The organism is Rhodococcus opacus B4 (genome assembly GCF_000010805.1).
Classification (GTDB): domain Bacteria; phylum Actinomycetota; class Actinomycetes; order Mycobacteriales; family Mycobacteriaceae; genus Rhodococcus_F; species Rhodococcus_F opacus_C.
The window spans coordinates 157,199-169,604 of sequence record NC_012521.1; the positions used below are offsets into that span (position 1 = coordinate 157,199).

The 12,406-nt window shown below is 61.0% G+C and carries 12 protein-coding genes and 1 pseudogene; 10 read left to right on the forward strand and 3 right to left on the reverse strand.

Annotated elements, in window-relative coordinates; genetic code table 11:
• Nucleotides 1–33 precede the first annotated feature (33 nt).
• The 9 genes from ROP_RS39355 (at nt 34) to ROP_RS39390 (ending at nt 9,324) form a co-directional block, all read left to right on the forward strand.
• A complete protein-coding gene (locus ROP_RS39355; protein WP_148222693.1) occupies nt 34–957 on the forward strand; it encodes a CoA transferase subunit A in 924 nt (307 codons plus the stop codon).
• Entirely contained in the window at nt 954–1,721 is a 768-nt protein-coding gene (locus tag ROP_RS42250; protein WP_012687199.1) for a CoA-transferase subunit beta, read from the forward strand. Before ROP_RS39355 ends, ROP_RS42250 begins: the two co-directional genes overlap by 4 nt.
• 37 nt (nt 1,722–1,758) lie before the next feature.
• Nucleotides 1,759–2,994 (forward strand): CaiB/BaiF CoA transferase family protein, encoded by a 1,236-nt coding sequence (locus tag ROP_RS39360; RefSeq protein WP_012687200.1) that lies wholly within the window; start codon nt 1,759–1,761, stop codon nt 2,992–2,994.
• A gap of 48 nt (nt 2,995–3,042) precedes the next feature.
• Nucleotides 3,043–4,272, forward strand: a complete 1,230-nt coding sequence (locus ROP_RS39365) for a CaiB/BaiF CoA transferase family protein (protein ID WP_012687201.1) — start codon at nt 3,043–3,045, stop codon at nt 4,270–4,272.
• 4 nt (nt 4,273–4,276) lie between these two features.
• The gene (locus tag ROP_RS39370; RefSeq protein ID WP_012687202.1) at nt 4,277–5,101 is read left to right on the forward strand and encodes an enoyl-CoA hydratase/isomerase family protein; all 825 of its coding nucleotides are present in this window, start codon (nt 4,277–4,279) and stop codon (nt 5,099–5,101) included.
• 1 nt (nt 5,102) lies between these two features.
• Nucleotides 5,103–5,981, forward strand: coding sequence for a 3-hydroxyacyl-CoA dehydrogenase family protein (locus ROP_RS39375; RefSeq protein ID WP_012687203.1), 879 nt, complete (start codon nt 5,103–5,105; stop codon nt 5,979–5,981).
• Nucleotides 5,982–6,029: 48 nt separating this feature from the next.
• Nucleotides 6,030–6,893, forward strand: a complete 864-nt coding sequence (locus ROP_RS39380; protein ID WP_012687204.1) for a 3-hydroxyacyl-CoA dehydrogenase family protein — start codon at nt 6,030–6,032, stop codon at nt 6,891–6,893.
• The gene (locus ROP_RS39385) at nt 6,893–7,675 is read left to right on the forward strand and encodes an enoyl-CoA hydratase-related protein (RefSeq protein WP_012687205.1); all 783 of its coding nucleotides are present in this window, start codon (nt 6,893–6,895) and stop codon (nt 7,673–7,675) included. The genes ROP_RS39380 and ROP_RS39385 overlap by 1 nt, the downstream gene beginning before the upstream one ends.
• A gap of 902 nt (nt 7,676–8,577) precedes the next feature.
• Nucleotides 8,578–9,324 (forward strand): IclR family transcriptional regulator, encoded by a 747-nt coding sequence (locus ROP_RS39390; RefSeq protein WP_231869154.1) that lies wholly within the window; start codon nt 8,578–8,580, stop codon nt 9,322–9,324.
• A gap of 8 nt (nt 9,325–9,332) precedes the next feature.
• On the opposite strand, the gene ROP_RS39395 is transcribed toward ROP_RS39390, so the two are convergent.
• The 3 genes from ROP_RS39395 to ROP_RS39405 all read right to left on the reverse strand — a co-directional run bounded on the left by ROP_RS39395 (nt 9,333) and on the right by ROP_RS39405 (nt 12,245).
• Nucleotides 9,333–10,784 carry an NF041680 family putative transposase gene (locus ROP_RS39395; RefSeq protein WP_012687207.1) on the reverse strand — a complete coding sequence of 484 codons (1,452 nt, stop codon included), beginning with the start codon at nt 10,782–10,784 and terminating at the stop codon, nt 9,333–9,335.
• A gap of 162 nt (nt 10,785–10,946) precedes the next feature.
• Nucleotides 10,947–11,801 (reverse strand): IS5 family transposase, encoded by an 855-nt coding sequence (locus tag ROP_RS39400; RefSeq protein WP_012687208.1) that lies wholly within the window; start codon nt 11,799–11,801, stop codon nt 10,947–10,949.
• 225 nt (nt 11,802–12,026) lie between these two features.
• Nucleotides 12,027–12,245: a hypothetical protein gene (locus ROP_RS39405; RefSeq protein WP_005254554.1), complete on the reverse strand. Its 219-nt coding sequence runs from the start codon at nt 12,243–12,245 to the stop codon at nt 12,027–12,029.
• Between the two features lie 26 nt (nt 12,246–12,271).
• Here ROP_RS39405 and ROP_RS42255 point away from each other — a divergent pair.
• Nucleotides 12,272–12,376: pseudogene (locus ROP_RS42255) on the forward strand (tetratricopeptide repeat protein); the annotation flags it as partial.
• Nucleotides 12,377–12,406 lie beyond the last annotated feature (30 nt).

The window sequence follows — 12,406 nt, forward strand, 5'->3', positions numbered from 1 at the left end:
GTTTGTGAAACCATATAATGATCGGAGGTTGTGGTGAACGATCAGGCGTCCCGGTCCGAGGCCTCAGCGCCAACTCGCACATCGAAACTGCACAGCCTGCAGTCGGCGGTCGAGTTGATCAAGGACGGTGACTTCATCGCTCTTGGCGGGCTGTGGTTCCAGAACAATCCGTCCGCAGCGGCCCGCGAGCTGGTGCGGGCCGGTAAGAAGGGCCTCCGGCTAGTGGCGGCACCACCGGCAAGTTATGCGGTAGACCTGCTCTTAGGGGCAGGCTGCGTCAAATCGGCGCACTTAGCGCATGTGTCCTTCGAGCACTTGGGCATGGCGCCGAACTTCCGACGCGTTGTCGAGCAGGAACTGACCAAGGTGTTCGACTGTGATGAGGCGACGATCCTCGGAGGACTGATGGCAACCCTGGAGGATCTGCCGTACCACCCAGTTCCGTCGGTGAAGGGCACGGACATTATCGATGGCTGCGCTCAAACCAGCACGCGTCTGGTAGCGGGACTGGGCACGGTCGTGTCGGCGCCGGCAATCCGGCCCGATGTGTGCCTTCTCCACGTTCAAGAGGCGGACGCCTACGGGAATGTTCGTTATCACGGAACTCCGTTCTGCGATCCGCTCTTCGCTAAAGCCTCTACAACCGTGATTGTGACAGCCGATGTCATTGTGAATAATGACGTGATTCGGGCCGAACCGCACCGGACGGTGATCCCTGGATATCTTGTCGATGCTGTTGTCGAAGCACCCTATGGCGCCCACCCCTGCGCAAGTCAGGGACACTACCCCCACGACGAACCCCACCTTCTCGAGTACATCGCCTCAGGAGCGTCCGCTCACCGATGGAACGACGAATACCTCGGGCCCTTCGTTCACCAGCCGGCCAACCTCGACGACTACATCGAATTAGTTGGCGGCGCAGCACGAATCGACCAACTAACAGACACAGTCCGATGATTGATTCCTACTCGACAGACGAACTGATGACCGTATTAATGGCACGGGAGTTGCACAACGGCGACTTGGCGGTCACCGGCGCAACCTCCCTAGTGCCGGTCGCTGCGTGTCTCCTCGCTCAACAACTTCATGCACCCGACCTCACACTGATCATGCCCTCGGGCCTCGTCAATCCCCGACCAGGACGCCTGTATCGCTCCGCTTCCGACGGGCGGTGGGTAAAATGCGCCGAGGCAGTGGGAACCGGATACGACCTCTTCGAGATGTCGGAAAATGGCCGGCTCGACGTCATGTTCTACGGCGGAATTCAGATCGACAAACACGGCAATATCAACCTCACTAAGACGGGACTCTCACAGGGGAGTCCACCAAAATTTCGGGGACCCGGCCTCGCCAATACATCCTTCGCCGTGGTATCCAAGCGAATCATCCTCTTCAGCCGGTCGCATACCTCTCGTACCTTCGTGGAAGAAGTCGACTTCGTGACCGCTTCCGGTCATCTGAGCGGCGGGTCGTCCCGGGCCGAGTCCGGCATCACAACCGAGGGTCCGGTCGTTTGCATCACACCGCTTGCCACCTTCTCGTTCGACGAGACCAAGGCGATGCAAGTACGCAGCATCCACCCTGGAGTCAATCCGGAAGACGTTGCAAACAACACAGGATTCAATTTGAGGCAGGGAAATTGGGACACAACCAGAGCTCCAACGGTCAACGAACTGACGACATTACGTCAATGTGTCGATACCACAGGAGAACTCCGCTGAACGTCTCACTGGCCTAGTCGGAAAGGGCTAAAACCAAATGAACTACAGCAATACCGCGCTCAAAGGTCTCCGCATCGTCGACTTCTCACGTGTTGTTGCGGGACCGTTCTCGACGATGATTCTGGGTGATATGGGCGCCGAAGTCATCAAGATCGAGCGACCGGGAACCGGTGACGACAGTCGCGGATGGGGCCCGCCGTTCCTCGGGGAAGTCAGCTCATACTTCATGGGCTTGAATCGCAACAAGAAAAGCGTAGCGATCGACTTGGGAACTCCTGAGGGAGCATCGATCGCGCGTGAACTCGTCCGGAGCGCAGACGTCGTCGTCGAGAGCTTCCGGCCCGGGGTCATGAAACGGCTCGGACTGGACTACGAAACACTCCGATTGACGAACCCAAGCCTAATTTACTGCGCGATATCGGCTTTCGGTCAGGACGGTCCTTACCACGAGCGGCCGGGCTACGACTTGATGGTCTCAGCCCTGGGTGGACTGATGAGCGTCACGGGACCACCGCAGGGTGAGCCGGTCAAAGTAGGTGTAGCCGTGATCGATGTGTGCACGGGGCTACACGCTGCGCTGGGTGTCCTCTCCGCCTTACACCACCGGACGGTGACGGGCGAGGGGCAGCGAGTTGACGTGTCGCTTCTGAGCACCGAATTGGCGATGCTCATCAACACCGCCAGTGAGTACCTCATCGGCGGCAGCGTCGCTAAGCCGCAAGGTTCAGCACACGCGAACGTCGTTCCCTATCAGGCATTTCCCACCGAGGACGGATGGGTGTTGCTCGGTTCTCCCAATGATAAGCTCTTCCGAGTTCTTGCGGCAGCACTCGGAAGACCCGAGTGGGGAACCGACCCACGGTTCATCACGAATGGCGAGCGAGTCAAGCACCGCGACGAGATTGTTGCGCAGATCAGTGCGATCACATGCACCCAGACAACGGCACATTGGGTGGAACTTCTGTCTTCCACCGGCGCGCCGGTCGCCCCGATTAACCGGATGGATGCTGTTTTCGAGGATCCTCAAGTACGTCATCTCGATCAAGTGGCAGAAGTTGACCATCCCATGTTCGGTAAGCACAAAGTGGTCACATCGGCACTAAGGCTCTCCGCCACACCGCCCATCGTCGGTGACGCTGCTCCGCGGTTGGGTGAACATACGAAACAGGTTCTGACCGAACTAGGCATCACGAATGATCGCATCGATGAATTGGTGGACCACTGTGTTGTGGAATTCCGTCCGGCCGATGAAGAATTCACGCTGGTCGATTAGAGCCACGATGGCGATCTTGGCGTGCACACTTCCTTGAGGAGATATCTCGTGGCACAACCCTCCATCCCGTTCCACCGTGGGCCACTCACTGGTCTACGAATTGTGGACATGACAACTTCCTACGCCGGCCCCACCGCGGCGATGTATCTCGCAGATCTCGGTGCTGATGTCATAAAGGTCGAACGCCCTGGCCACGGCGACGAGGCCCGCATGTGGGGTCCCCCGTTCGTCACGCACGCCTCCGCATGGTTCGCCTCAGCCAACCGCAACAAAAGGTCAGTTGTCCTCGACATTCGTCATAATGAGGGTCTCGACGCCCTGTACAGCTTGATTGGTAACTCTGACGTCTTCTTGCAGAACTTGAATCCTGCGAAACTCAGGAAGCTAAAGCTGCATCCTGAAGTTCTACGTACCAGATTCCCGCGCTTGATCTACTGTGCCATTTCAGGATTCGGCCTCGACGGACCGGACGCCGAACTTCCCGGTTACGATCTGGCTGCGCAGGCCAGATCGGGGTTGATGTCGGTGACAGGTGCGCTTGGCGGATCGCCTCAGCGAGTGTCGACCGCACTCTCGGACATCGTGACCGGAATGTGCGCGGCTCTGGCGGTTAGTGCGGCAGCGGTGAGACAGCGCACCGATGGTGTCGGCGATACGATCGACGTTTCGTTGCTGGACTCGGACCTGGCACTGATGGCGCCGCGAATTGCTGCTTACTGCGCTGGCGGGACCGAGCCAGTACCGAGCGGCGGCACGGATTCCGTCCTGGCGGTTTACCAGACATTCCGAACGGAAGACCGGGATATCGCGATCGCGATCGGCAACGATTCCATGTGGACACGCTTCTGCCGAGCAATCGGAGAGCCCGATCTCGGTACCGACCAGGCCTTTGGAACTAACGCCGATCGACGCCGCCACCGAGGGCAGCTCACACAGCTAATCGAACGCCGCCTCATCGAGAGACCAGCCAGCGAATGGTTGACGATTCTTGCTCAGTCCGGGGTGCCGTGCTCGCTCGTTCAATTCCTCTCCGAAGTCGTCGCCGATCGCCAAGTCATTGCGCGTTCGAGCCTGATGCCAGTTCCCGAGTCTGCAAGGCAGATGGTGAGCGTGCGGAGCCCATTCCGACTCGCTTCCATACCGAATCCGCGGAATGACCGCTTCCCTGAGCATGGAGCCCACACCGAAGAAGTTCTTCTCGAAAGCGGCTTGAGCCCGGAAAGGGTTGCGCAGCTACTCGTATCGGGGGCGGTCTCCCAGCTAGAGCAGAAAGAATGATTTGATGAGCACCGCAAATGAGTTGCAAGTCAGTACCCATGGTCCAATCACGGTTGTCACAATCTCCCGACCAACAGTTCACAATGCCCTCAACAGCGCCCTTATCCAGCAGCTCGCGGCCGAAGTTCGTGATCGTTCCGAGGACGGTCACACCCGAGCGATAGTAATCACCGGCCTCGGTGACAAGGCCTTCAGCGCCGGAGCCGACCTCAATGAACTGGCCACGCTCGACGCAAACGCCGCGTACGAGGTTATGCGTGCCGGACAGACAGCATTCCGCCTGATCGAAAGGAGCCGCATCCCAGTGATCGCTGCTGTCAATGGCATCGCGCTGGGTGGGGGGTTCGAGTTGGTCCTGGCATGCTCTTTCTCGATCGTCAGTCGGAACGCCTCCATGGGGCTACCTGAGTCTGGTTTGGGTCTCATTCCGGGGTATGGCGGCACCCAACGTCTGCAGCGACGTATCGGCCCCAGCACCGCTAGGTTCGTCATGTTGACGGGCCGACGGGTGGATGCAAATCGCGCCTACCAGATCGGTCTCACCCCGTTCCCACCAACGGATCCAGAGCTGCTGATGCCGGTTGCCTTGGAAGTGGCGGAAGAGATCGCCCACCGCGGGCCCGTTGCTACCGAAACCATTCTCGGGCTCGTCGATCAGGGCTACGAACTCGCCCTTGACGCAGCACTTGCACTCGAGACGCATCATGCCGCGCTGGCAATCGGCGGCAACGAGTCGACGGTGGGTATCCAGGCATTTCACGATCGGCAGAGACCACAGTTCGCTGCGTTGGCCACCACCACCACCACATCCGATGACAGGAGAAACTGACATGAATCTGATCCAAAGCCCGGTTGCGGTCATCGGGGCCGGAACGATGGGTTCCGGAATCGCAACCGTCGCGGCCCGGGGAGGCTATGACACCGTCGTCTATGACGTCAGCGAGCAGGGACTGACCCGTGGGCTCGACACAATTCGTTCCTTCTTCGAGAAGAGCCGAGATCTAGGGAAACTCACCGCGGAGGAGGCCTCCGCTGCGAACGCTCGTGTGAGGGGTACGACCGACATTACTGATTTGGCAACCGCCGGAGTAGTCATCGAGGCGGTCTTCGAAGACTTGGCGGTCAAGAAGGAACTCATGGGGCAGGTGGAGTCCATCGTGGCCGCGGACACGCTTCTTCACACCAACACGTCAACGCTGTCCGTCACCGCGATCGCGTCAGGTCTCAAGCATCCCGACCGTCTCGTTGGAACGCACTACTGCAATCCTGCGCCTCTGCTCTCGCTCGTCGAAGTCGCGGATGGACGACACACCGCAACGAGCGCACGTGAAACATGTATCGAGTTCCTGCGATCGGTTGGTAAGACGACGGTCGTAACAAAAGATCGTCCTGGTTTCATCGTCAATCGCTTCTTGATCCCGTGGGAAAACAGCTGCATTCAAGCCCTCGACTCGGGTCTCGGAACGATCGAGTCCATCGACACCGCAGTCACCGGGGCACTCGGCCATCCGATGGGGCCGTTCCGACTTCTCGACATCGTCGGATTGGATATCCACCAGCAGGTCGCGACCCGACTGTATGAGCAACTGCGCGATCCCCGCTTCTTCCCGCCGCCCATGGTCGAACGGATGGTCTCCGCCGGCAACCTCGGACGAAAGACGGGACGCGGGTTCTACGAGTACGACAACACCCGGCTGTTCGGATCGTGAGCGACAACAACATTCCTGGTTTCTTCCAAGCCCAGCAAAGGAGTACCGATGTCTGAACTACAGAACGTGGCAGTAATGGGATACGGCACGATGGGAGCCGGAATCGCGCAACTCATCGCTCAGTCCGGGCGCACAGTGAGGATCCTCGAAGCCGAGCAGGACCGTCTAGACGCCGGTCGGCGATCGGTGGAGGAATTTACGGCCACCGGTGTACGGCGCGGAAAGCTGAGCGAAGACCAGCGCGAACAACTACTCGGCCGTTTGCACGGCACAACCCAAGTTTCGGATCTCAGTGACTGTGACCTCGTAATCGAAGCGGTGACCGAGCGGAAAGACGTCAAGCAGGACCTGTTCGAGGCCGTATCGGAGCACGTGCCGACGACTACTTTGATTGTCACGAACACTTCGGCTCTCTCAATCACCGAACTGGCGCGCAGCGTCGAGGCACCCGAGCGGTTCGCAGGACTCCATTTCTTCAATCCGGCACCACTAATGTCGGTTGTCGAGGTTGTGCATGCTCTCCAGACCTCCGACACTGCAGTGACGGCCCTGTCGGAATTCGTCACCTCACTAGGCAAAGCCCCTGTCGTCGTGAAGGATCGTCCGGGCTTCCTCGTGAACTTTCTGCTCATGCCCTATCTGAACGACGTCGTTCAGGCATACGACGATGCACTCGCAACCGCCGAAGATATCGACACCGCCCTGAAGCTAGGTCTCGGCTATAAACTGGGGCCGCTCGAATTGCTCGACATGATTGGGCTCGACGTACACAATCACGCAACCCACAGCGCGTACGAGGCGACGTTGGACCCCCGATTCGCTCCGCCCCCACTCCTTCGCCAGATGGTCGCGGCGGGTCGCCACGGAACTAAGACCACGTCGGGGTTTCGCACGCAGGATGGTACGTACTGATGAGCGCTGAATACGATGACATCCAGATCAAACACAACGGAGCGGTGCTGACGATCACCATCGATCGGCAAGAGTCGGGCAACAAACTCCGCGCACAGACGTGCAATGAGCTCATCGATGCCCTCCAGCGCTTTCGGCTCGATCCCGCTCTGCAGGCTGCTGTGCTGACCGGCGCCGGCGAGAAGTTCTTCTGCATCGGCGGGGAACACGACGAACTTACTCGACTCGACCAATCGGCGGTCATTCCAATTATCGACGTATACCAGTCCATTGACACGATCGGGAAACCGATCATCGCGGCGGTGAACGGCTTCGCGGTCGGCGGTGGCAACGTCCTCCACACCGTTTGCGACCTGACGATCGCCTCCGAGTCAGCGGTGTTTCGTCAGGTAGGGCCTATGGTCGGCAGCTTCGACGCCGGCTACGGCACTTGGTACCTGGAAGACACTATCGGCCGGAAGCGGGCCAAGGAGATGTGGTACCTGAACAAGAAGTATTCGGCAGCGCAAGCGCTCAGTATAGGCCTCGTGAACGAGGTCGTTCCGATAGACCAACTGCAGTCGCGCGCACGCGAAGTGGCGCAAGATATTTCGCACCGCAGCCCGCTCGCCATCGGAGCACTCAAAGGAGCGTTCTCGGCACGGCACAATGGTGTTTCCGGGCAAGCGCGCCTGGCACACGACCAGTTGCTGACCCTCTACTTGGCGACCGACGAGGCGCACGAAGTCGCGACGTCGTTCGCCGAGCGACGTCAGCCCGATGCCAAAACCTTCTGGACGTAGGGGTCCGGGGGAGCACCTCGCTCCAGGCAGTACTAGGCCCGGCAGCCAGACTCCGGGCGGTGTCTTCAGTACTGGCACCATCGACTTCAACCAGCACGACGAGTGCCATTGGCAAGGGACTCTCACCTCCTCGCTACACGCTCGCAATCGTGCATCGCTGGAGGTTCGTTACTCTTGATCTGTCCATGCGGTACGCGAATTACGAGACCGAAGTGAGGTTGTTTGGCGGTGTGCGCCCGTATCGCATGCCGCCAAACAACTGCGCGGTGACGGTGTATATTCTGGCGCCGAGTAAATACTCAGCCGCTTCGTGTGGCCCCACCGAAAGGCGCACCGAGATGCACCGTCGCCGAGATCCGTCAGGGTCGCAGCTCAAGGGTATCTCGGGGCGGCGGTTCTGCACTGAAGAAGGGTGCAAGTCCGGTGACCGGGACAATTCAGCAGCGTGATCGAGGACCTGTCGAATGCCGTGGCATCCGCAGGACGCCGGGGGGTGAACCGCGCTGCCGACCGCCTTCCTGTACGTCTGGTGGAACGGCGACGTTGAGTGCCTACGGCCGGAAATTTCGACTCACGCCTACTCCACCGGCCCTGCAGTGGAAACGGCATCGAACCCTCGACCACGTTCTCCTACCAATCAACCAACGCTCTCGGTCCAGCCACCAGGCGACAACTTTGAGCCAGGTGCGGGCACAGGCGCGTTCCGTACCGTCCTACTACCTTTGGGCCTGGCCCGCGCGAGGGAGTGCGGCGGCTCCAAAACGAGACGCGACCGCTCGAATCCAACACCGGTGAACTCCCGCCAATCCTGTGCCGGTTGTATGATTAAGTAACGAAAGTTACAAGGAAGGTCACCAGTGGCGAAGCAGTCTACGGGGCAAACGCTCCGCTCGGCTGAACGAATGCTCGACGTACTCGAGGCATTCTCACTTCATCAGCCAGCGTTAACCGCAGCGGAGGTAAGCGAACAACTCGAGTTGGCTCCGAGCACTGTTCGCCGACTCCTCAACGTTCTCGAACAGCACGGTTTCGTACGGGTCGACCCGATGACAGGTCAGTTCGCTCCTCACTACCAGGTCGTACGACTGGCCGCTGTTGCCCTCGAGGGCAACGATCTGATCTCCAATGCACGAGTCCCCCTCGACCTGCTCCATGACCGCACCCAGGAGGCGGCCCAGCTGGTGGTGCTATCTGATCATGACATCGTCTTCGTAGATCGACGTGAAAGCTCGAGCCTGATTAAGATCTTCAGCGCGATTGGGCAGCGCTACCCTGCATGGGACGGGCGCGCTTCAGGGAAAGTCTTGCTGGCGTGGCTTCCTGAAGACGACGTAAGCGCAATGCTGCCAGCCCCCGAGGATTGGGCTCAAGCGGGCCCGAATGCAGCGCCGACTCCGCAGACATATTTGGAGGGGTTGGCAAAGGTCCGGGCGCAGGGATATGCCGTCAATGATGAAGAAACTGACCGCGACGTCTGGGCCGTTGCGGCCCCCGTCCGAGACCACACGGGACGCGTAGTCGCCGCGATCAATGTTCCGGTCCTGAAGACGCGAGCAACGGACCCCAACCGAGTCGCCGAACTGATCGACGCCACGACCACGGCGGCAGCATCCGTATCCGAAGGCTTGAAGTTCTTCTTCTCTCACTAGCTTGATTTTTAACCTGGGCAGGCGGCCCCGACGGGTTTTCTAGCTTTGGTTTCGGCGCGTTTGCCCACGTGGTGATGCGGTGCGCGGTGGGTGTTTTTCGATCCGGGTGGGCGTCCGGGTCCGGGTCGACTGGGTTTCGGTGCACTGGCCGGAACAGGCATCGTCGCACGGGTGCGCGAAAACCCTCGACGAACCCGTGCCGGCGTCAATCGTGTTGGTGGGACAGGCCGTTCCCACGGGCGGCGTAGGTCCTCGGCCAGAGGACGGGCGAGCCGGAGTTGGGCGTAGGCCACCAGCACGATCCAGGTCCAGCGGTCGGCCGCCTCGGGACTGCGGAGCCGAGGTGCGGTCCACCCCAACGTCTGCTTGAAGAATCGGAAGGTGTGCTCGAGATCGAATCGCCGCAGAAACAGCTGCCACAACCGGTCGAGATCGTCGGCACTGACGCCCGGGTCCGAGCACCACAGCCACACCGGGGTGGGATGCCGGTCCCCAGGAAGGTGGTCGACGGTCAACCGGATCACCGTGCCTTCCACGATGGGTGGCGGCCCCGGGTGCTGAGCCCACGAGCCACGATGAACAAGTCGCGGGTGCAACCGATTCCACGCCGAAGCGGAGGCTGTGCCGTATCGGTCCGTCTCGGTGCTCGAGGTGGTCTCGGGTGCAGGCCACGTAATCGGGTCGGCGAATCGAAACTCGGGGCCGTGCCGGGGTGGGCGCCCAGTACGGCCCGGTGGCGGCGCCGGGAAGCACAGCACCCGGTCCGAACGCATCCGACCCAACACCTGCACCGGGAGATCGGCGAGCACGAACGCCAACCGCGCCAACTCGTATCCGGCGTCGAACACCAGCAGAATGTCCGGGTCGCCGTCGCGGTGGTGCCCGGCCTCGCGCAACCGCGTGATCACTTCACGCACCTGGGTCGCCGTCACAGCGGTTTCGTCATCGTCGGGGCGCAAGCGAACCGCGTCGAGCACCGACGTCCACGAGGTACGCCCGGTCTCGAGTGCGGCGACGAACGAGTACGGCCACCCCGGGATCAGCTGCGCCTGATTCTTCCCGCGGCCGTAGACGTGGCAGAACCCGCGCTGCGGACTCGTCGGTGCATCCGGGCGCAACCAGGCACTGACATCGACGGCCAGAACGATCCGGCCGCCACGATCACACGGGATCGTCAGCCCGCCAAGGTAGCGGCGCAGCCGAGTGAAATCTACTCTGCCGCAGTTAATTGCGTCGTACAAGGCGCCGTGACCGCGCCGATGCTCGGCGGCCAGTGACAACTCGACCAGGGTGCGAACCGCGGTGCCGGAACACAGCAGCGCATCGGTCAACTCGAACAATGCATCACCTCGGGACGGAAGACACCGGTAGAACTCTTCGCGGAACGACACCAGGTCGACACGCGGATCGGGGACCGATTCTTCCCCGACCGCCCACCGATCGGGCACACTGATACTCACGGCCACCGCCTGTTTTCGTCTCGAAAGTTCTCTGGAAGGAACCTCAAGATGATCAGGCGGTGGTCGCCTCATGCCGCGGCGACACGCCGAACAACACCAGCACCAACTGCCCCACGCGATGGCCGAGGTTAAACGACAAGCTAAGAAAGTGTTCTGAAAGTGTCACGCCGCGCGGGTCGACTGCCAGGGGTGTCGTCCGCGTGCGGGGGCGAGTCGTCGGGTCATCAATCCGATCATTGCCCATTTGATCATCGCCTCCGAGTGCGCCGGGAGGCGTTCGTAGTCGTGGTCAAGTCGACGGCAACGCACGATCCACGCCAGGGTCCGTTCGATTAGCCAACGGTGCGGCAGAACACTGAATCCCAGCTTCCCCTTGGGTTTCCGCACGATATCGAGCGTCATCCGGCAATGCTCCGCGACCCACGCGACGAGACGTCCGGCGTAGCCGCCGTCTGCCCACACCATCGACGGCATCACTGTCTTCGCCCGAGACAACGCCAGGCGCCCGCCGTCGCGGTCTTGCACGCTCGCCGCGGTCACCAGCACGACCACCAACAGGCCCAGCGAGTCCGTGACCACGTGTCGCTTCCTGCCGTGGACCCGTTTCCCGCCGTCCCATCCGCGGGTTTCCGTGCCGACCGTGTCGGCGCCCTTGACCGCCTGCGCGTCGACCATCCCCGCCGACGCCATCGGATCCCGGCCGCTACGGTCACGGAGCTTCGCCCGCAGCGCGTCGTGGATGCGGTCGGTCACCCCGGACTCGTTCCATCGCTGGAAGTACCCGAAAACGGTCTGCCAGGGCGGGAAGTCATGCGGGAGCTGCCGCCACGAGCAACCGGTGCGGTTGACGTAGAGGATCGCTTCCACGATCCGCCGACGATCGTGGATCGCCGGGCGACCGCCCGGCAGCGCCGCGGGCACCATCGGTGCGATCAACTCCCATTGGGCATCGGTCAGATCGGACGGATACGGCGTCCGCTTGCGACGTTTCCTGCGAGCAACGACGGACCTAATCATGCCGCCACCGGGCCGGTCCGCCGCGCCCGAATCGAAAACTTTCAAAACACTCTCTGAGTATCGCGAGAGTCCTAGCCGTTGGTATCGAACCGACCTAATCATGGCCGCGAAGGGGCGTGCAAGGCTTGTTCGTATCCAGCAGCTGCTCAAGGGAGTCTCCAGAATCGGACTGTTCGGGCGACCATGACTTCGGCGCAGTTGGTGCCTGACAAGCTGCGGCGCTGATCATGAGTGGGCGCTTCTGACCTCAGGCGCGATCACGACCATATTGGTTGCCGTAAGGAATTCCAGCCGGGTGGGCAGGTCAACAGGCGAGCCCCCACAGATCGTCAAGAAGCGCAGAGAAGATTGGCCGGAGCTGACGCGATCGGCGAGCTCGCGGCTCATCTCGACGATGTGAACAGCGAAGGACACCATCGGCAAGGTCACCGACACGGTCGTCACCTAGGTCCGCCATCGGGTCCTGTGCAGCGGAGTCGGCGCTCCGGGCGCTCGCCCGCAAGGCACTCGAACGCCGACATCGGTACACGCTGGTGGATCTCGCAAACCTGATCCGCCCGACCACGTGGCTGTAGTACGAGCACCCGAACTCGTGTCACAGCACC

What these genes read in the sequence shown, in the direction of transcription:
- ROP_RS39370 (WP_012687202.1), top strand. Translation starts at nt 4,277, where the DNA reads ATGAGCACCGCAAATGAGTTGCAAGTCAGTACCCATGGTCCAATCACG.
- ROP_RS42250 (WP_012687199.1), top strand. Translation starts at nt 954, where the DNA reads ATGATTGATTCCTACTCGACAGACGAACTGATGACCGTATTAATGGCA.
- ROP_RS39360 (WP_012687200.1), top strand. Translation starts at nt 1,759, where the DNA reads ATGAACTACAGCAATACCGCGCTCAAAGGTCTCCGCATCGTCGACTTC.
- ROP_RS39400 (WP_012687208.1), bottom strand. Translation starts at nt 11,801, where the DNA reads ATGATTAGGTCCGTCGTTGCTCGCAGGAAACGTCGCAAGCGGACGCCG.
- ROP_RS39380 (WP_012687204.1), top strand. Translation starts at nt 6,030, where the DNA reads ATGTCTGAACTACAGAACGTGGCAGTAATGGGATACGGCACGATGGGA.
- ROP_RS39375 (WP_012687203.1), top strand. Translation starts at nt 5,103, where the DNA reads ATGAATCTGATCCAAAGCCCGGTTGCGGTCATCGGGGCCGGAACGATG.
- ROP_RS39390 (WP_231869154.1), top strand. Translation starts at nt 8,578, where the DNA reads ATGCTCGACGTACTCGAGGCATTCTCACTTCATCAGCCAGCGTTAACC.
- ROP_RS39385 (WP_012687205.1), top strand. Translation starts at nt 6,893, where the DNA reads ATGAGCGCTGAATACGATGACATCCAGATCAAACACAACGGAGCGGTG.